22 protein-coding genes are annotated in these 19,221 nt (G+C 32.9%); 14 read left to right on the top strand and 8 right to left on the bottom strand.

Translation table 11 applies throughout. From position 1 onward, the window contains the following. The first annotated feature begins 34 nt into the window (after positions 1–34). From G5V56_RS00645 to G5V56_RS00595, 11 genes are all read left to right on the top strand, one after another. The gene (locus tag G5V56_RS00645) at positions 35–1,150 is read left to right on the top strand and encodes an NAD(P)/FAD-dependent oxidoreductase (RefSeq protein ID WP_166959730.1); all 1,116 of its coding nucleotides are present in this window, start codon (positions 35–37) and stop codon (positions 1,148–1,150) included. A 1-nt stretch (position 1,151) separates the two neighbouring features. Then, positions 1,152–1,850, top strand: a complete 699-nt coding sequence (gene mtgA, locus G5V56_RS00640) for a monofunctional biosynthetic peptidoglycan transglycosylase (RefSeq protein WP_166959727.1) — start codon at positions 1,152–1,154, stop codon at positions 1,848–1,850. After that, positions 1,840–2,301, top strand: coding sequence for a GreA/GreB family elongation factor (locus G5V56_RS00635; protein ID WP_240911187.1), 462 nt, complete (start codon positions 1,840–1,842; stop codon positions 2,299–2,301). The genes mtgA and G5V56_RS00635 overlap by 11 nt, the downstream gene beginning before the upstream one ends. A 57-nt stretch (positions 2,302–2,358) precedes the next feature. Next, a complete protein-coding gene (locus G5V56_RS00630; protein WP_166959724.1) occupies positions 2,359–3,498 on the top strand; it encodes an NAD(P)/FAD-dependent oxidoreductase in 1,140 nt (379 codons plus the stop codon). Next, complete coding sequence (locus G5V56_RS00625; protein WP_166959721.1) at positions 3,495–4,205, top strand: methyltransferase domain-containing protein; 711 nt, start codon at positions 3,495–3,497, stop codon at positions 4,203–4,205. Before G5V56_RS00630 ends, G5V56_RS00625 begins: the two co-directional genes overlap by 4 nt. Further along, the gene (locus G5V56_RS00620) at positions 4,205–5,257 is read left to right on the top strand and encodes a type III polyketide synthase (RefSeq protein WP_166959718.1); all 1,053 of its coding nucleotides are present in this window, start codon (positions 4,205–4,207) and stop codon (positions 5,255–5,257) included. The genes G5V56_RS00625 and G5V56_RS00620 overlap by 1 nt, the downstream gene beginning before the upstream one ends. Further along, positions 5,251–6,048, top strand: coding sequence for an enoyl-ACP reductase FabI (locus G5V56_RS00615; protein WP_166959715.1), 798 nt, complete (start codon positions 5,251–5,253; stop codon positions 6,046–6,048). Before G5V56_RS00620 ends, G5V56_RS00615 begins: the two co-directional genes overlap by 7 nt. A gap of 85 nt (positions 6,049–6,133) precedes the next feature. After that, complete coding sequence (locus G5V56_RS00610; RefSeq protein ID WP_166959712.1) at positions 6,134–6,580, top strand: 3-hydroxyacyl-ACP dehydratase FabZ family protein; 447 nt, start codon at positions 6,134–6,136, stop codon at positions 6,578–6,580. Further along, positions 6,577–7,851 carry a beta-ketoacyl-[acyl-carrier-protein] synthase family protein gene (locus G5V56_RS00605; RefSeq protein ID WP_166959709.1) on the top strand — a complete coding sequence of 425 codons (1,275 nt, stop codon included), beginning with the start codon at positions 6,577–6,579 and terminating at the stop codon, positions 7,849–7,851. The genes G5V56_RS00610 and G5V56_RS00605 overlap by 4 nt, the downstream gene beginning before the upstream one ends. A 17-nt stretch (positions 7,852–7,868) precedes the next feature. Next, complete coding sequence (locus G5V56_RS00600; RefSeq protein WP_166959706.1) at positions 7,869–8,123, top strand: acyl carrier protein; 255 nt, start codon at positions 7,869–7,871, stop codon at positions 8,121–8,123. After that, positions 8,120–8,689 (top strand): 4'-phosphopantetheinyl transferase family protein, encoded by a 570-nt coding sequence (locus G5V56_RS00595; RefSeq protein ID WP_166959703.1) that lies wholly within the window; start codon positions 8,120–8,122, stop codon positions 8,687–8,689. Before G5V56_RS00600 ends, G5V56_RS00595 begins: the two co-directional genes overlap by 4 nt. Here the strand turns inward: G5V56_RS00595 and G5V56_RS00590 are convergent. Both G5V56_RS00590 and G5V56_RS00585 read right to left on the bottom strand, forming a co-directional pair. After that, positions 8,648–9,586, bottom strand: a complete 939-nt coding sequence (locus tag G5V56_RS00590) for an ABC transporter ATP-binding protein (RefSeq protein WP_166959700.1) — start codon at positions 9,584–9,586, stop codon at positions 8,648–8,650. The two genes, G5V56_RS00595 and G5V56_RS00590, sit on opposite strands and share 42 nt — an antisense overlap. A 63-nt stretch (positions 9,587–9,649) precedes the next feature. Next, positions 9,650–11,773, bottom strand: a complete 2,124-nt coding sequence (locus G5V56_RS00585; protein WP_166959697.1) for a prolyl oligopeptidase family serine peptidase — start codon at positions 11,771–11,773, stop codon at positions 9,650–9,652. A gap of 100 nt (positions 11,774–11,873) precedes the next feature. On the opposite strand from G5V56_RS00585, the gene G5V56_RS00580 reads away from it, so the two are divergent. Further along, a complete protein-coding gene (locus G5V56_RS00580; protein ID WP_166959694.1) occupies positions 11,874–12,824 on the top strand; it encodes a M28 family metallopeptidase in 951 nt (316 codons plus the stop codon). 66 nt (positions 12,825–12,890) lie between these two features. Here the strand turns inward: G5V56_RS00580 and G5V56_RS00575 are convergent, their stop codons facing one another. From G5V56_RS00575 to G5V56_RS00555, 5 genes are all read right to left on the bottom strand, one after another. Then, positions 12,891–13,328, bottom strand: coding sequence for a hypothetical protein (locus tag G5V56_RS00575; RefSeq protein WP_166959691.1), 438 nt, complete (start codon positions 13,326–13,328; stop codon positions 12,891–12,893). A 24-nt stretch (positions 13,329–13,352) separates the two neighbouring features. Further along, on the bottom strand, positions 13,353–14,342 hold the full coding sequence (locus G5V56_RS00570) for an aspartate-semialdehyde dehydrogenase (RefSeq protein ID WP_166959687.1): 990 nt from the start codon (positions 14,340–14,342) through the stop codon (positions 13,353–13,355). Positions 14,343–14,477: 135 nt separating this feature from the next. After that, positions 14,478–14,879, bottom strand: a complete 402-nt coding sequence (gene mscL, locus G5V56_RS00565; RefSeq protein ID WP_166959684.1) for a large-conductance mechanosensitive channel protein MscL — start codon at positions 14,877–14,879, stop codon at positions 14,478–14,480. A gap of 72 nt (positions 14,880–14,951) precedes the next feature. After that, positions 14,952–16,058: an alanine racemase gene (alr, locus tag G5V56_RS00560; protein ID WP_166959681.1), complete on the bottom strand. Its 1,107-nt coding sequence runs from the start codon at positions 16,056–16,058 to the stop codon at positions 14,952–14,954. Beyond that, positions 16,051–16,698, bottom strand: a complete 648-nt coding sequence (locus G5V56_RS00555) for a thymidine kinase (protein WP_166959678.1) — start codon at positions 16,696–16,698, stop codon at positions 16,051–16,053. Before G5V56_RS00555 ends, alr begins: the two co-directional genes overlap by 8 nt. A 106-nt stretch (positions 16,699–16,804) precedes the next feature. Between G5V56_RS00555 and G5V56_RS00550 the strand changes: the two genes are divergently transcribed. Continuing rightward, a complete protein-coding gene (locus G5V56_RS00550; protein WP_166959675.1) occupies positions 16,805–17,533 on the top strand; it encodes a hypothetical protein in 729 nt (242 codons plus the stop codon). Beyond that, entirely contained in the window at positions 17,530–18,201 is a 672-nt protein-coding gene (rsmI, locus tag G5V56_RS00545) for a 16S rRNA (cytidine(1402)-2'-O)-methyltransferase (RefSeq protein ID WP_166959672.1), read from the top strand. The genes G5V56_RS00550 and rsmI overlap by 4 nt, the downstream gene beginning before the upstream one ends. 127 nt (positions 18,202–18,328) lie before the next feature. Here rsmI and G5V56_RS00540 read toward each other — a convergent pair whose 3' ends face one another. Next, positions 18,329–19,213, bottom strand: coding sequence for a hypothetical protein (locus G5V56_RS00540; protein WP_166959669.1), 885 nt, complete (start codon positions 19,211–19,213; stop codon positions 18,329–18,331). Between the last annotated feature and the right edge of the window lie 8 nt (positions 19,214–19,221).

Here is a 19,221-nt window from a genome sequence, read left to right as displayed (position 1 = left end):
AATTTAGTAAATTCCCATACTTAAAACTTTAAAAGTGAATTTATCCTATTGGGAAATAAAATCTTGGTTTACTAATATAGACTATACCATTGTAGGAAGCGGTATTGTTGGTTTAAGTTGTGCCTTACGCTTAAAAGAACGATTTCCTAAAGCACATATATTAGTACTTGAAAAAGGAACACTTCCGCAAGGCGCCAGCACAAAAAATGCAGGGTTTGCATGTTTTGGAAGCTTAAGTGAAATTCTTGACGATTTAACAACACATTCAAAACCAGAAGTTTTTGAGATTGTAAAAAAACGAGTTGAAGGCTTACATCTTTTAAGGAAAACTCTAGGCGACAAAAACATTAACTATTTACAATACGGTGGTTACGAATTATTTTCTAAAGATGACACTGCCCTTTTTGAACAGTGCTTAGCACAAAAAGAGGAAATCAATACATTTTTAAAACCACTTTTTAACGAGGATGTTTTTAGGTTAAAGGAGAATCGTTTTGGTTTTAAAAACATTCAAGAACGGTCTATTTTTAATCCTTTTGAAGGGCAAATTGATACCGGAATGATGATGAAAGCATTACTTAAAAAAGCACAAGATAAAGGTATTCAAATATTAAACAATATTATGGTCGAAGAGTATCAGGAGTTACAGAATTCCGTGTCTGTAAAAACAAATCTTTTAGAATTTTCAACCTCAAAACTATTGATTGCTACCAATGGTTTTGCTTCACAGCTCATTAAAGAACAGGTAAAACCAGCAAGGGCACAAGTGTTAATCACAAAACCAATTATTAATTTACACATTAAAGGTACGTTTCATTTAGATAAAGGCTATTATTACTTTAGAAATGTAGATGATAGAATTTTATTTGGAGGCGGCAGGAATCTCAATTTTAAAGGAGAAGAAACGACCAGTTTTGAACAAACAGAATTAATTCAAAACACTTTAGAACATCTTTTAAAAACAATGATTTTACCTAATATTCCTTTTGAAATTGAACATCGCTGGAGTGGTATTATGGGGGTTGGCAATCAAAAAAAAGCGATTGTAAAACCATTGTCAAATAATGTATTTTGTGGCGTAAGGCTGGGCGGAATGGGCATTGCTATTGGGTCAATAATTGGTAATGATTTAGCAGAGTTAATTAATTAATATGATAAAACGATTCTTTAAATTCATCTATAAATTAGTTTTATGGTTATTTGTGTTTTCAATTGCCGTGGTTATTCTATACAAATGGGTGCCTGTGCCAATGACTCCATTAATGCTTATTAGAAATGTTGAACAACTTCAAGACGATAAAAAAGTAGTTTTAAAACATGACTGGATTCCTATTGAAGAAATATCTAAAAATTTACAATTAGCCGTTATTTGTAGTGAAGATCAAAATTTTTTAAATCATCATGGATTTGATTTTGAAGCTATACAAAAAGCCATGGAGAATAATGAAAAAGGAAGACGTATAAAAGGCGCTAGCACCATTAGTCAGCAAACCGCAAAAAATGTGTTTTTATGGCCACAACGCAGTTGGTTACGTAAAGGATTGGAAGCATATTTTACCTTTTTAATTGAATTATTCTGGTCAAAACAACGTATTATGGAAGTGTATTTAAACAGCATTGAAATGGGTAATGGTATTTATGGTGCAGAAGAAGCTTCTAAATATTGGTTCAAGAAATCAGCCATAAAATTGAATAGAAACGAAGCTGCCGCTATTGCAGCAATTTTACCAAGTCCTTTGAGATATAGGGCGAATCCTGCTTCAAATTATATTCAAGGAAGAAAAAATTGGATTGTAAGACAGATGGGTTTTTATGGCACATTAGATTATAACAAAAAAGATGATAAGTAACATAGAACTTAAAAGGCAACTACATCAACATTGTTTAGGTTATATTGAAGATAGGTTTAGAACCATTCAAAATACTATTAATGACATTCAGGAATCGTTATTCTCTGAAACTAAAAGCAGCGCGGGAGATAAGCATGAAACGGGCAGAGCAATGTTACAGTTAGAACGCGAGAAAGCAGGAAACCAATTGTCCGAAATTCAAAAAGTAAAGGAAGCGTTTTCTAAAATCGATATTTCTAAAAACCCCAAAGTTATAGTCTTAGGGAGCCTAGTTTACACAACGAAATTTAATTATTATATTGCGATAAGTGCTGGAGAAATAAAATTTAATGACCACATAATTTATGCGATTTCCCCAAACACGCCAATTGGTAAATTATTAATGGGAAAATCTTGTGGCGACACCATTGTCTTTAATGATGCTATATTTACAATTACAATTCTGATATAATTTCAATCTTAGGTAAAATACACTTATCTTTAGTAAAAATTGTTTTAGAATTAGTACGTGAATCAAATTCCTCAAATCTTTGATGTTGTTATAGTTGGTGGTGGATTAGCTGGATTATCTAGTGCTATTCATTTATCAAAAAATAACCTAAATGTTTTACTTATAGAGAAAAATAACTATCCAAAACATAAAGTTTGCGGAGAATATATTTCTAACGAAGTCCTACCATACCTGGAGTATTTAGGCATTGACGTTTTCGGTTTAGGAGCGCAAAAAATCAATAAGTTCCAACTATCTACCCCACAAAACAATATTTTAAAATCCGACTTGACATTAGGAGGTTTTGGCATTAGTCGTTACAAGCTAGATAATGCTTTATTTGAAAAAGTAAAAAGTCAAAATGTTGAAATAGTACAAGATTCTGTCATAGATATTAAGTTTTTAGATGATGTGTTTTCAGTAGACACAAAAAATAACAACACTTATAGATCTAAATTGGTGATTGGAGCTTACGGGAAACGCTCTGCACTCGATGTCACTTTAGAACGAAATTTCATTAAAAAAAAATCACCTTTTTTAGCGGTGAAAACACATGTTAAAGGTAATTTTCCAAACGACCTAGTGGCACTTCATAATTTTAAAGTCGGTTATTGCGGTGTTTCAAAAGTTGAAAACAACATTATCAATTTATGCTATATTACGGACTATGATGCCTTTAAAACATATAAAGATATTGAGGAGTTTCAAGAGAAAGTTGTTTTTAAAAATACCTATTTAAAAACTATTTTTCAGAATTCTACCCCAGTTTTTGAACGGCCATTAACCATAAGTCAAATTTCATTTTCAAATAAAAACCCAATAGAAAATCACGTTATCATGTGTGGTGATACTGCTGGAATGATTCATCCATTATGCGGTAACGGTATGAGTATGGCTATTCGTAGTGCACAAATGGCTTCGCAATTAATTATTGATTATCTTCAAGAAAAAATTAAGTCACGTCAAGCCTTGGAAAATGCTTATCAAAAATCATGGAATAACGAGTTTAGAACCCGATTAAAAGTAGGACATTTTGTAGCGAAACTATTTAGCAAAAATAAAGTGGCAGACCTATTAGTAACGATTTTGAAACGTGTCCCAAAGCTGTTACCACAAATTATAAAACAAACCCACGGAAAACCAATGGTCGTAAAATGAGTCTTTTAATTAATACAAAAAAGCGAACGGATGCTATTGAGATTATGGATGATTTTTCCATTAGTGGGAACGTTTTACATCGTACTTTAGACACGTTAGCTGATATTAATAAATGGCTGGGCGGAAATATGGTGACGATGAACGGGTTGAAAAAAGTCATCAAAAATCATCCCCAAAAAGAACCGTTAACCATTATAGATTTAGGCTGTGGTGGTGGTGACATACTACGTAAAGTTGCTAATTACGGAAAGAAGGAAGGTTATATATTTAAACTTATTGGTATTGATGCGAATAAAGATGCGATGGTTTATGCGCGACAATTATCGAAAAACTATCCTGAAATTAGTTTTATAGATTGCGATATATTTTCAGATGAATTTGAATCCTTAAAATATGATTTGGTTTTAACAACCTTATTTTTACATCATTTCAAAGAAAAACAAATCATAAACATTCTATCAACAACCAAAAAGAAAGCAAAATTAGGAATTGTTGTCAATGATTTACATAGAAATCCCCTAGCATATTACTTATTTAAATTGGTATGCTTAACTATAAAAAATAAGATGATTATTGACGATGGACTGACTTCTATTTTGAGAGGGTTTAAACGTAAAGAATTGGAAAGTCTGTCAAAAGAATTGCAAGTAACGCCTCAAATTAAGTGGAAATGGGCATTTCGCTATCAATGGATAATACAAAACTAATGAGTGTAAAAATAATATCAGTAGCAAAGCAACTTCCTAAATACACACGGTCAACTGCCGATATTTTACCCTATTTAGAAGTTTGGTTGTCTGGTCAAGAAGATCGTTTCAAGCGGAAAGTCCTCAAGATTTTTGAGAATGCAGGGGTAGACAGGCGCTATTCTATCATGGATGCCGAGGAAGTATTTTTAAATACGTCTTTTGAAGAGAAAAATGATATTTACGTTAGAGAAGTCATCAAACTAGGTGAAAGTGCTCTTATAAAATCTCTTGAAAAAGCAAAGCTTCAACCTGAAGACATCGATTATATCATTACAGTAAGTTGTACGGGTATTATGATTCCGTCGTTAGATGCTTACTTGATAAATAGCCTGAAAATGAAACAAGATATTGTGCGCTTACCCGTTACCGAAATGGGTTGTGCCGCAGGTGTTTCAGGTATTATTTATGCAAAGAATTTTTTAAAATCAAACCCAAATAAGCGTGCTGTTGTTATTGCGGTGGAATCGCCAACGTCAACGTTTCAGTTAGATGATTTTTCCATGGTAAATATTGTGAGTGCCGCTATTTTTGGTGATGGTGCCGCGAGTGTTATTTTATCTTCTTATGAAGATGAGGAAGGTCCAGAAATTAAAGATGAAGCCATGTATCATTTTTATGATGCAGAACATATGATGGGGTTTAAATTGGTAAACACGGGTTTGCAAATGATATTAGATATTTCGGTTCCACAAACAATTTCAGATCATTTCCCAAACATCGTATATCCTTTTTTAGAGCGAAATGGGTTGACTATACAAGATATAGACCATCTTATTTTTCATCCAGGTGGTAAAAAAATTGTTCAAACCGTTGAAGATTTGTTCGGTTCTCTCGGAAAAAATATTGACGATACCAAAGATGTTCTTAAATTGTATGGCAATATGAGTAGCGCAACGGTGCTTTACGTTTTAGAGCGCTTTATGGATAGAAAATTACCAAAAGGAGACAAAGGCCTTATGTTAAGTTTTGGCCCTGGGTTTTCGGCACAACGTATTTTATTAGAATGGTAAAAGAATTTAAAGAGAAAAACTATTGGGCACTCATTTTGGGTGGCTCAACTGGACTGGGTTTAGCAACGGCAAAAAAACTAGCTAAACAGGGTATGAATATTTGTATAGTTCATAGAAACTCAAGATTTCAAGAAGCCGAAATAATGTTTGAATTTAATAAAATAAAAGCAGAAGGGATTCAGTTTGTATCGTTTAACACGGATGCCATAAATCCGGAAAAGAGACAAGACATCATTGCAGAATTGCAACAACATTTAGGACCAGACGGAAAGATTAGAACGTTGGTACATAGTATTGCAAAAGGCAATTTGAAACCTATGGTTGCTGATGAAAACCCTATCTTAAAAAATGATGATTTTATCTTGACCATTAATGCCATGGCCATTAGTTTATATGATTGGACGCAAGCTATTTTTGAAGCGAACCTATTTGCTAAAGACGCTAGAATTATAAGTTTTACAAGTGAAGGAAATACAAAAGCATGGAAACATTACGCAGCGGTTTCTGCAGCAAAAGTAACTTTAGAAGCTATTACTAGAAATATTGCTTTAGAATTTGCGCCCTTTGGCATAAGAGCCAATTGCATTCAAGCGGGAGTCACAGATACTCCATCATTACGACTAATTCCTGGAAACGAAAAAATGAAAGAACATACGGTATTACGAAACCCCTTTAAGCGATTAACAACCGCGGAAGATGTAGCAAATGTGGTTTATTTATTAAGTAAGGATGAAGCAAGTTGGATTAATGGAAACATTATTCCTGTCGATGGTGGAGAACATATATCCTAAATTCCTGCGAAAGCAGAAATCTCATGAAATTCTTTAAAATCGTAGTTTGAATCAAACAATAGGTGAAGAAATAAGTAACTAATAAATGACATCAAAAGAAATCATATCCTTATTGCCCTACGAACAGCCATTTCTATTCGTAGATAGTCTTTCTGCAATTTCGGAAGAAGGCACAACGGGACATTACACCTTTAAAAATGATGCATATTTTTATCAAGGTCATTTTAAGAATAATCCAGTTACGCCAGGTGTCATTCTTACCGAATGTATGGCTCAGATAGGTGTGGTCTGTTTAGGAATTTATTTAATGAAAGATATGATTTCAGAAAATTTTCAACCTCAAATCGCTTTAACGTCTAGTCAGGTAGATTTCTTTTTACCCGTGTTCCCCAATGAAAAAGTAACGATAGTTTCAGAAAAAGAAGTCTTTCGATTTAATAAACTAAAATGCAAAATCAAGATGTTCAATTCAAATGAAGAATTGGTTTGCAGAGGTTGTATTTCAGGAATGATAAAACCCAGTAACACATGAAACATCGAGTTGTGATTACAGGTATGGGAGTTGTGGCACCAAATGGAGTAGGCTTAACGGAATTCACAAAAGCTATTAAAAACGGTACATCAGGCATCACTTTTCATCAAAATTTAAAGGATTTAGATTTTTCATGTTGCATTGGTGGGATTCCCACTATTTCAGAAGAAAAAAAACTAGAATATTTAACTCCATTACAACTTAGAGGTTTTAATAGTTCAGGTATTTTATATGGATGTATTGCAGGTATGGATGCTTGGAAAGATGCTGGATTTTTGGTGGATGCCAATAGTGAATTGGATTATGACAGCGGAACTATTTTTGGAACAGGAACTTCTGGTGTTGAAAAATTCAGAGAAGCTATTTATAAACTTGATAATAAAGAAGTAAAACGCTTGGGGAGTACTGTGGTTGTGCAAACGATGGCAAGTGGTATTAGTGCTTTTTTAGGCGGTATTTTAGGTTTAGGGAATCAAGTGACTACTAATTCTTCGGCATGTACGACAGGAACTGAAGCTATCAATATGGGTTTTGATCGTATTCAATCTGGTAAAGCTAAACGCATGTTAGTAGGCAGTTGTAGTGATGATGGCCCTTATATTTGGGGTGGCTTTGATGCCATGCGTGTGATGACTTATAAGCATAACGACACACCAACACAAGGCTCAAGACCGATGAGTGCTTCTGCGAGTGGATTTGTACCCGGAAGTGGCGCTGGTGCCATGGTTTTAGAATCTTTAGAAAGCGCTCTAGAAAGGAATGCTCCCATTTATGCTGAGGTTTTGGGAGGTGCTTTAAATTCTGGCGGACAACGGAAAGAAGGTTCTATGACAGCTCCAAATCCTGAAGCTGTTCAACGCTGTATTAGTGATGCTTTAATAAATTGTAGTATTTCCGAAGAAGACATTGACGTTATTAATGGACATCTAACAGCGACCTCTAAAGACAGTTTAGAAATTGAAAACTGGACCAAAGCACTAAACAGAAAAGGCATTGATTTTCCTTATATTAATTCTTTAAAATCGATGGTTGGTCATTGTTTGGCTGCTGCAGGAAGTATTGAAAGTGTGGCGACTATTTTGCAATTAAAAGAACAGTTTGTTTTTCCAAATATCAATTGTGAAGATGTGCATCCTGAAATTCTGGATTTGATTCATGAAGAAAAAATACCTAGAACAGTATTAAAAAAGGAAATAAATATTGCTGTAAAAGCCAGTTTTGGTTTTGGCGATGTTAATGGCTGTATTTTATTTAAACGTTTTATTGATTAACTTAACAATAAAAATTTATGGAAAAGAATGAACTTATTACCAAATTAAAATCAATAGTAGAACCCTATATTCAAGACGAAGAAGCCTTTAAAAATTTATCTGAAGAAACGGATTTTGTTAAAGATTTAAAAATTAATTCGGCAAACTTAGTAGATGTTATTTTAGATGTTGAAGATGCTTTTGATATTAGAATTGAAAACGATGAAATGGAAAAAATGCTCTCTGTAAAAGCAGCCATGGACATTGTAAATTCGAAATTAGAAGCAAAATGATAGGCAATGATATTGTTGATTTAAATACTATCAAACCTAACTGGAATAGAAAGAGGTTTTTAGATAAGGTTTTTACTGAAAAAGAACAACACATTATTTCTGTTTCAGAAAACCAACATCAAACGCTATGGTTACTTTGGAGTATGAAAGAAGCAGCGTATAAAATATATGTTCAGCAGTTTGGAAAACAATTTTTTAATCCCAAAAAGTTGGTTTGCTATTTGTCTTCTTCAACGAGTGGATATATAACTATTGAAAACGAAACGTATACCACTACGTCAACTATTTCCAAAGATTATATTTATACGGTTGCTAGCTTAAATTATTCAGAAAATTATACAAGTGCTGTTTTTAAGATCGAAAACGATTCTTATATAACACAAAGTGAATCTCTTAAAAATCGTTTTTTTGAAACCATTTCTAAAAGTGAAGGCTTAAATTTTAATAATTTGAATATCAGAAAGAATATTCTTGGTGTGCCAAAATTATTTCATAACAATTCCAAATTACCAATTCAAATGTCTTTAACTCACTGTGGGAATTATTGTGGGTATGTTTATTTCTAAATAAACCATTGTATTTTTTTCAAGTTGATTGGGATGTTCAAAAAACACGTTTTCACCATTTAAATCGCCTTCAATTAAATAATAATACCCTTTAAAATAAGATTGTTTGATTATTGCTTTTAAGTTCGATTTTTCAACTACTTTTAATTGATTTGCGTAGATAATTCCATGGCCTTCAATCTCATTAAATTCACCAAAGAAAGAAGCGATTAATTTGTCCTTTGGATTATGGTATAAGTTTTTAGGAGAATCATTCGCTAAAACTTTAGCCTCGTGTAAAACAATCATCGTATCTGAAAAAGATATAACATCATCCTGATCGTGTGTTGCCACAATACAAGTGATGTTTTTTTCCTTTAAATATTGAAACAAACTTCTTCGTAAAGAGCGTTTTTTAAAATTATCAATATGACTAAAAGGTTCATCAAGCAATAAAATTTCAGGTTGTTTTGCAATAGCTCTTGCTAAGGCAACACGTTGTTTTTGTCCGCCACTTAATAATTTAACTTTGGTTTTAGCCCAAGGTTCTAATTCTACAACTTTTAAAAGTTCAGTAACACGTTCTTGTTTCTCTTCAGGATAAAAATTGGAAAGAAATTCACCTATGTTTTCTGAAACAGATGTAAAGGGCATTAAATCAAATTCCTGAGCAACATATTTCATGTATTCTGGCCCAATAATCAAATTGTATTTAGGGCCTAAGATGGCTTGATTTTTCCATGAAATGCTACCTTCATCAAGATCGTAGGTTCCGTAAAGCAACTTTAAAAGTGTGCTTTTTCCTGAACCACTTTCACCAATAATAGAAACATGATCTCCTTCCTTTACTTCAAAAGAAATAGTCTTTAGGATAGGTGATTCTTTATAACTAAATGAAAGATTTTTTACTTGTAACATATTACAAAAATACCATAAATAAGTTGGTTGAATTACCAGTTTTAATTTTTAACAAACTAACTGTTATCCTTTATTTGGTAATGATTTATATCCCATATTAAATAAGGTAAAACCAAAAATATCTGCATAGTATGCAATGGTTTTACTAACAGGAGTTCCAGCGCCATGACCAGCATCTGTTTCAATCCGTATTAAAATAGGGTTACTACCTGGTCGTTGTCGTTGTAATTCGGAAGTAAATTTAAAACTATGAGCAGGAACTACTCGGTCATCATGGTCTCCTGTAGTGACCAAGGTTGCTGGATATTCAACGCCTTTTTTAATATTATGAAGCGGCGAATATCCTTTGAGGTAATCGAACATCTCTTTGCTTTGTTCAGAAGTGCCATAATCATAAGCCCAACCTGCACCCGATGTAAAGGTATGATAGCGTAGCATATCTAAAACGCCAACGGCAGGCAATGCTACTTTTGCTAAATCAGGACGTTGCGTCATCACAGCACCCACTAATAACCCACCATTAGAACCTCCTCGTATTGCTAAATATTTTGAAGAGGTATAATGATTAGCTATTAAGTATTCGGCAGCAGCAATAAAATCATCAAACACATTTTGTTTTTTAAATTTGGTCCCGGCATCATGCCATGTACGCCCGTATTCACCTCCTCCTCTTAAATTAGGAACAGCTAAGATGCCTCCTTGTTCCATCCAAACAGCATTTGATACACTAAAAGCAGGTGTTACACTAATATTGAATCCACCATAACCGTATAAAATGGTTGGGTTTTTACCTTGTAATTTAATTCCTTTTTTATGTGTAATCATCATCGGAATTTTGGTTCCGTCTTTTGAGGTGTAAAACACTTGATTACTTTCATAATTACTGGGGTTAAAATCAATGCTAGGTTTCCAATAGGCTTTTGTTTTGCCTGTTTTCGGATTTAAACTATAGATACTTGAGGGGGTGTTGTAATTAGTAAATGAATAGTATATAACTATATCATCTTTTTTTCCTGAAAATCCACCAGCAGAACCAAGCCCCGGCAACTTAATCTCTCTTAAAAATGTGCCGTTTAAGTCGTATTGCTTTACTTTCGAAATGGCATCGACCATATACATAGCAAATAAATAATTACTTCCTGTTGAAATATTTAATACGTTTTCTGTTTCAGGAATCACATCAACCCATTGCTCTGGTACTGGATTAGAGGCATTAACAGATACAACACGTTTGTTGGGTGCATTTAGATTTGTTACTAAAAACAAGTTACTGCCATCATTTTTAATAAAGAATGTGTCACTATCGGTATCATCTAAAATAGTAACAAACTTACTATTTGGTACAGATAAATCTTTTATGTACAATTTGTTACCAGATGTAGATACACGAGGTGTTACAACTAAATATCTATCATCTTCGGTAACGGTTCCGTAGATGTATCGATGCTTTTCTTCTGGTGTTCCACCAAAAATTAATGTATCCTCTTTTTGTGAAGTTCCTAGTTTATGGTAATATACTTTGTGTTGGTCTGTTTTAGCAGACAGCTCACTTCCTTTGGGTTTATTATAACTGGAATAGTAAAACCCTTCATTTTTATACCATGAAATAAGACTAAATTTAATATCAGTTAATGGTTCCTCAATGATGACTTTGGTTTCCACGTCCATGACAATTACTTTACGCCAATCACTGCCTCCTTCTGAAATGGAATAAGCAAGTATCTTTCCGTTTTTAGAAAAGCTTAATCCTTCTAGGGAGATGGTTCCGTCTTTTGAAAAGTTATTAGAATCCAAAAAAACTTCAGCCTTAGCATCTCCTTTTTGTCTGTAATAAACATCTTGATTTTGTAACCCATCGTTTTTAGAGAAATAGGTGTAATCTCCTTCAATAAAAGGAGCTCCAATTTTCTCGTAATCCCATAATCTGGAAAGCCGCTCTTTTAGTTCGTTTCTAAAAGGAATTGTATTTAAATAATCAAACGTAGTTTTATTTTGTGCTTTTATCCAAGCACGTGTTTCAGTACTTCTATCATCTTCTAGCCATCTAAAATTGTCTTTGACGTCAACTCCAAAATAGGTGTCAACAACATTAACCGTTTTAGTTTTAGGGTATTTTAGAGTTGCTATGTTTTTCAGAGAATTTACTTTTTTTAGGCTATTAATAATAAACGATTGTATAGGGTTCATTTCAAAAATAAACAAAAATCTGTTAGCTTAGATGATAAGTTTAACCAGCAAATTAAATTACTTATAATATCTTTGAGTACTTATAAGAAATTGAGTTATTATGAAGAAAATTCTCTTGCTTTTTATATTGAGTTTTATTTACTCCAATATATTTTCACAAACTGATATTACAGAAAGCGAATTAAAAGAACATCTACAATTTTTAACTTCTGATAAAAATGCAGGAAGATACCCAGGAGGAAAAGAGAACAGATGGGTTGTTAAGTATATAAAAAAGGAGTTTAAGAATTTAGGTATAAAGCCTTTTAAAACAGGATACGAGCAAAATTTTAAAGCAGAGTTACGTGTTGATAAAGGAGAAAAACCGGTTGTAAAAACGTGTAATGTGATTGGTTTTATTGAAGGAAATGATCCTGTTTTAAAAAACTACTACATTGTTTTAGGAGCTCATTATGATCATTTAGGTTTTGGAGGACCCTCTGCAAAATCTGATAAAAGAGGAGTGGTGTATCATGGAGCTGATGATAATGCCAGCGGAACGTCAGCACTGTTGGAAATTGCCGAAAAGCTGGCAGCTAAGAAATCCCAATTAAAAAGAAGCGTTTTGTTTATTGCGTTTGGAGCAGAAGAGCAAGGTTTATTGGGTAGTAAATATTTTGTAGAACACCCCACGGTGTCATTGTCTCAAATTAAGTTAATGATTAATTTGGATATGGTTGGCAGGTTAAATTCAGAGCAACAAGTATATATGGGTGGCGCCGGAACCTTTCCGGGTGGTGTTAAATTTATGACTAATTTAGGAACGTCTTTAGGGTTAAATCCAGTCGTTCATGCAGGATCTGTAGGTGGATCAGACCATGTATCATTTTATAAGAAAGGAATTTCGGTTTTAGGAATACATACAGGAGGTCACCCACAATACCATAGACCAGAAGATACCATAGATTTAATAAATTTGAAAGGTGAAAAGCAGGTTTGTGAATATGTTTTTCAGACTATTTTACAAAAAGCGTCTTCTCATGACGAGATGTCTTTTATTAATCAAGACTAAGAATAAAAAAAGCTTCTACACAAACATATTTGTAGAAGCTTAAGGTCAAGTTTAGTTTATTAAAATTTAATTAGCTAAAACAGTTTTAGCATTGTTAATACTACCGTTAAGAGCATTACGTACTGCATCAACTTTTGTTTTTTCTTTTTTAAGCTCTTCTATGGCACTCAGAATTTCTTCAGTCGATTTACCTTTTAAACGATCATCTGAATAGGGGAATTTATTGCTAAAATCTTCCATCCATTTCATCATATATTTATGGGCATTACCTAATGAATCCAAAGCCTTTTGATACGTTTTGCCAACAGCAGTGGTATCAATTTTCGCTTTTAGTTCAGCTGATAATTTTCCCATTTCGTTCATTTTTGGCATCACTTCGTCATGCACCGCCATGACCTCTTTAAAGGTACTATTAAACTCAAGGGTTTCTTTTGATGGCTTTTTGTCGCAGGAAACAACGAGTACTAAAATTAATGAAAGGACTATTGTTTTTAAAGTTTTCATTTTTATGTTATTTAAGAGTGTTTTTTAAACCAAATGATTTGCTACTAAGTATTCACCAATTTGAATAGCATTGGTGGCAGCACCTTTACGGAGATTATCAGCAACTATCCACATGTTTAAGGTATTAGGTTGTGTTTCATCACGTCTTAAACGACCCACAAAAACCTCATCTTTATCATGCGCAAAAATAGGCATTGGGTATGAGTTTGTAGCAGGATTGTCTTGAACGATAACACCAGGTGTTTCGCTCAATAATTTGCGAACTTCGGCTAAATCAAAATCGTTTTCAAATTCTACATTTACAGATTCTGAATGCCCGCCCGAAGTAGGAATTCTAACAGCTGTAGCAGTTACAGAAAAGGATTTATCATTAAATATTTTTTGAGGCTCTCTGGCTAGTTTCATTTCTTCTTTGGTATAGCCATTATCTTCAAAAACATCGCAATGTGGTAACGCATTTCTACCTATAGGATACGGATATGCCATCTCACCTTCAATACCGGCAATTTCATTTTCTAATTGTTTAACTGCTTTTACACCAGTACCAGAAACGGATTGATAAGTTGAAACCACGACACGTTTCATTTTATATTGTTTATGAAGTGGTGATAGCGCCAAAACCATTTGAATGGTCGAGCAATTAGGGTTTGCTATAATTTTATCGTCTTTTGTTAATTCGTGAGCATTAATTTCTGGAACCACTAATTTTTTTGTAGGATCCATACGCCATGCTGAAGAATTATCGATAACCGTTGTGCCAACTTCTGCAAATTTTGGAGCCCATTCTAAAGAGGTGCCTCCACCAGCTGAAAAAATGGCAATATCTGGTTTGGCTGCAACTGCATCAGCTAAACTAATAACCGTATATTCTTTATTTTTATAGGTTAATATTTTGCCTACAGAACGCTCTGAGGCGACTACTAATAATTCAGTAATTGGAAAATTTCGTTCTGCAAGAACTTTCAGCATTACTTCGCCAACCATACCAGTGGCACCAACAACAGCTACTTTCATGTGTTTATATTTAATAAAATTTGATAGGCAAAATTAGGTATTAATTCTAATTTAAAAATCAAAAAAAGCCTTCATTTTTTAAAAACAAAGGCTTTTTAACAACAAATAACACGTTGTTATTTATTTAACAACAAGTTATTTTTTAAGCAAATCTCTTATCTCTGTTAACAAATCCTCTTGAGAAGGACCTTTTGGAGCTTCTGGAGCTGCCTCTTCTTTTTTCTTAGTTTTGTTGATTCCTTTAATTATCATAAACATTACAAAAGCAACGATTATAAAGTCAATAACATTGGTTAAGAAACTACCATAAAGTACGGCGATTTCTCCTGTCATATTTCCAGCTTTGTCTAGAGTGCCTGGTGTAACGACATACTTTAAATCATTGAAGTCAGATTTAAAAATCAATCCGACCAATGGAGAAACAATTCCTCCGGTAAATGAGGTAACTACTTTATTAAAAGCAGCACCCATAACAAATGCAACGGCTATATCAACCAAATTGCCTTTCATTGCAAAGTCTTTAAATTCTTTTAACATATAATTAAATTTTTAGTTAGTGATAAACTAAAATAGTTAAAATAGTTAAATGTTAAAGTCTGTTCTTTAAAATTATTTTAAATAGACACGTTTAACACGCTGCGAGATTCCTGTAATAAGCTCGTAAGAAATGGTATTTGCTTGCTCAGCTAAGTGTTCTGCGGTAGATTTTGGGTCAAAAACAATAACTTCATCTCCTTCTTTACATGCAATAGTAGTCACATTTACCATAATCATATCCATACAAACATTACCTATAATTGGTGCTTTTTGACCATGAATTATCACAAATCCTTTTCCATTACCATATTGTCTTCCTATACCATCGGCATGCCCAATAGGAAGTGTGGCTGTTTTTGTAATATCACTGCTTTTATAAGCTCTGTTATAACCAACAGATTCGCCTTTATTAATGGTATGAATTTGTGAAATAACGGTTTTTAAAGTGCCTATTGGTTTAAAGTGCTTGTTTTCTTTTTCTGAATTTCCAAAACCATATAAACCAATACCGGTTCTAACCATATCAAAATGTGCCTCAGGATAGTTTAGGATTCCCGACGTATTACACAAGTGAAGCATGGGTTTATAGTCTAATTTTGAAATAAAGTTTTCAGAAATTATATTGAAGGACTTTATTTGATTTTGAGTAAATTTTGTTTCATTTAAATCTTCACTCGCCGCCAAATGTGAAAAAATAGAAGCAACTTTTATACTTGTTGTTTTGTTTAATTTTGACATCAAAAAATCAATATCATTTTCAGAAAATCCAAGACGATTTAACCCTGTGTTAAATTTAATATGAACGGGATAATTAGTTTGATTTTCTTTAGAAGAGGCTTCAATAAATTCATTAAAAATTTTAGCGTTGTATAAGCTAGGTTCAAGACAATTACCAATTAATTCTTTAAAGTTTATAGCTTGTGGATGCAGTACTAAAATAGGTTTGGTAACACCAGCTTGTCGCAAAGCAATACCTTCATTTATATAGGCAACTGCAAAATAATCAACGCTAAGATTTTGTAAATAAAGGGCTATTTCAGTAGCATCGCTGCCGTAAGCAAAGGCTTTAACAACGGCTAAGGTTTTTGTTTTTTTTTGAAGTTTTGATTGTATATACTCAAGATTATGTTTGAGCGCTTTAAAATCAATTTCAAGAATAGTTTCGTTGGCTTTAGGCATCCGTGTTTTTAGGTTTTGAAATCACTTCTTCGGCATCATTAACCTTCATATTACGAACTTTATCACGCATCATGGCTTTGTAATAAGCGCCTCTGCTTAGCGGTTCATATTCTTCTACTTCACCTAAAAGAACCAGGTTATCATTTTTAGATTTTCGGTAGCTATATTGTGCTAAATTACCTGTTCTTGTGCAAACCGCATGGACTTTGGTGACATACTCCGCCGTGGCCATTAAATGAGGCATTGGCCCAAACGGATTACCTTTAAAATCCATATCTAATCCTGCTACAATAACGCGAACTCCTTTGTTGGCTAAATCATTACAAACACGTACAATTTCGTCATCAAAAAACTGGGCTTCATCAATACCAACCACGTCACAGCCATCAGCTAAAATAGGGATATTTGCAGCGGCAGGAACTGGGGTAGACCGGATTTCATTAGCATCATGAGATACCACCATTTCTTCATCATAACGCACATCAATAGTAGGCTTAAAAATTTCTACTTTTTGCCTAGCAAACTGCGCGCGTTTAAGTCGTCTGATTAATTCTTCTGTTTTGCCAGAAAACATAGAGCCACAGATTACTTCAATCCACCCAAATTGTTCTTTATGATTTACTGTATTTTCAAGAAACATTTCGTAATTTTAACACTAAAACAAACCAACTATTCGTTTGTATAAAGGTGGCGCAAATTTATTAAAAATAAAAGCCCAAATAATATAATTCTAAAAAATTAAAACAATGAAGAAGAAACTGGAATCTGAATTGGTAAGTATAGCACACAGAATTCTCAAGTTAAAAGGGAAAGAAGATGTTATAAAAATGCATGCAGAAGTATCAGTTCTTTTTGAAAAACTGTCCGTATTAAAGTTTGCTCAGGAAAATTTTGATGATAATATTCCATCTATAGGAAATGATTCGTCTTTTTTCGGGATGCTTGATAATGCCTTTAATAATACCTTGAGTGATACCATAGAAGTTGAAGATAAAATCTATATTAATCTTGATGATGTGGAACATGACGATATTATGGAACCTGGTATGAAGACCATTAGAGATATGGTTGAACATATGCCAGAAGAGGATAAAGTTTTTAAAGAACCAAATCGAGATAAGCAAAGAAAACAGGAAATATTAGAGGATTTAACCGCTGGCTTTGAAAATTTACCTCAATTTGAACCCGTTGTTAATGCCCAAAAAGTTAATGTAAATAAATCTTTAAATGATAGATTGAAAGCCAACACTTTAAATATCGGACTCAATGATAAGTTAGCGTTTATTAAACATTTATTTGATGGTAAATTAGAAGATTACGAACGGGTTTTGTCTCAAATAAATACAGCAACGAGTTTTGATGAAGCGGGTAAACTTGTTCAAAACATTGTGAAACCAGACTATAATAATTGGATTGGAAAGGAAGAAGTAGAAGAGCGTTTTATGGAAATTATTGAAAGTAAGTTTAATGTATGAGTAAACTTTATATTGTTCCTACACCTATTGGAAACTTAAAGGATATGACCTTTAGAGCCGTTGAGGTTTTAAAGGAGGTTGATTTAATTCTTGCTGAAGACACACGCACCTCTGGAAAATTGTTGAAGCATTTTGAGATTAGTACACATATGCAATCTCACCATATGCATAATGAACATAAAACGGTTGAAAATCTTATTCAAAAACTAAAAAGCGGCACTACAATAGCCTTAATTAGCGATGCCGGAACACCTGCTATTTCAGACCCTGGATTTTTATTAACACGCGCTTGTATTGAACAGAATATAGAGGTCGATTGTTTGCCAGGAGCCACTGCTTTTGTACCTGCTTTGGTGAATTCTGGTTTACCCAATGATAAGTTTGTTTTTGAAGGTTTTTTGCCTGTTAAAAAGGGCAGACAAACACGATTATTATTGCTAGCCGAAGAAACCAGAACTATTATTTTTTACGAATCTCCACATAAATTAATAAAGACTCTAACTCATTTTTGCGAGTATTTTGGAGACGACAGACAAGTTTCGGTTTCAAGAGAACTTACCAAATTATACGAAGAAACCATTCGCGGAACCGCCAAAGAAGTTTTAGAATATTACACCAACAAACCACCAAAAGGGGAGATTGTGATTGTGGTAGATGGAAAGAAATAAAATAAAGTATTTTCTATTTAATACCATCATTTCTAAATAGGTTTTGGCTAATAAAACCCAAGATTTGAGGTTTAGGTATTGCCGAATTTAATGACGAATGCTAATCGAACAAATTAACATTAAGGCTTTAATCCCCTTTTTTAGAACTTAATATTTCAATGAGAAATTTTGTTTCAATATTTATTTCTATTTTACTTGTCATCAACTTTTCAAAATCATACAAGTAATTACAAATCATTTCTATTGTTTGGTAAATCAATGTTGTTCTTCTACTTAAATCATATCTAGTTCGATACAAATCACCAAACTGGAAAACAGAAAAATAGGATGGATGACTATCAAGAGAAAATATTTGATATATTTTATCGTTTGCAATTTTATTTTTTCTTGAGTTTTTAAACATTTCTTTCCAAGAAATATGAATTACTTTATTTTCATTGATTGTAATTTGCCATTTATTAGTTTTTAAACAGTTGTTAATGAACTTTTTATTTTTATTATAAAGTGAAGAGTTTTTAATTTCTTGAGTTAATATTAAAACAAAATCTTTTTCATTTTTAATCTTCGAACTATCATCAGGATTCATTAATACTAAACTATTATCAAGAAGATAAAACCTTTGTTTTAAAGATGAAATTTTCCAAATGTTTTCTATCAACATAAATTCTTCTTTTGACCAATTTCTAATATATAAATGGTTAAAAAAGCAATAGTTTTCAAACAAGGATCTAAAAATGCTCGATTGTGATTGTATGTCTATAATCGAGTTTTCTATTCCTGTAACATTTTTAAGTTTAGTGCCTTCAGATAATTCAAGAATGGAATTTGCTTTTAATAATGACATTTGAAGCATCATGTTAGCAAATTTATTATCATCAAATGAATAATGGTTTTTCACATATATGAAACCAATTTCAATTAAATCGAGTAAGACAGATTTTTGAAATTCATAATTAGATAATAAATCATCTTTTTTTACAAATAATTTTTTTAAAAAATCTTGCTTTGTCATTTTTTAAT

It is taken from the genome of Yeosuana marina, from assembly GCF_011762485.1.
Classification (GTDB): domain Bacteria; phylum Bacteroidota; class Bacteroidia; order Flavobacteriales; family Flavobacteriaceae; genus Yeosuana; species Yeosuana marina.
Note: the sequence above shows the minus strand (reverse complement) of the source record. Positions and strands in the feature narration are given on the sequence as shown.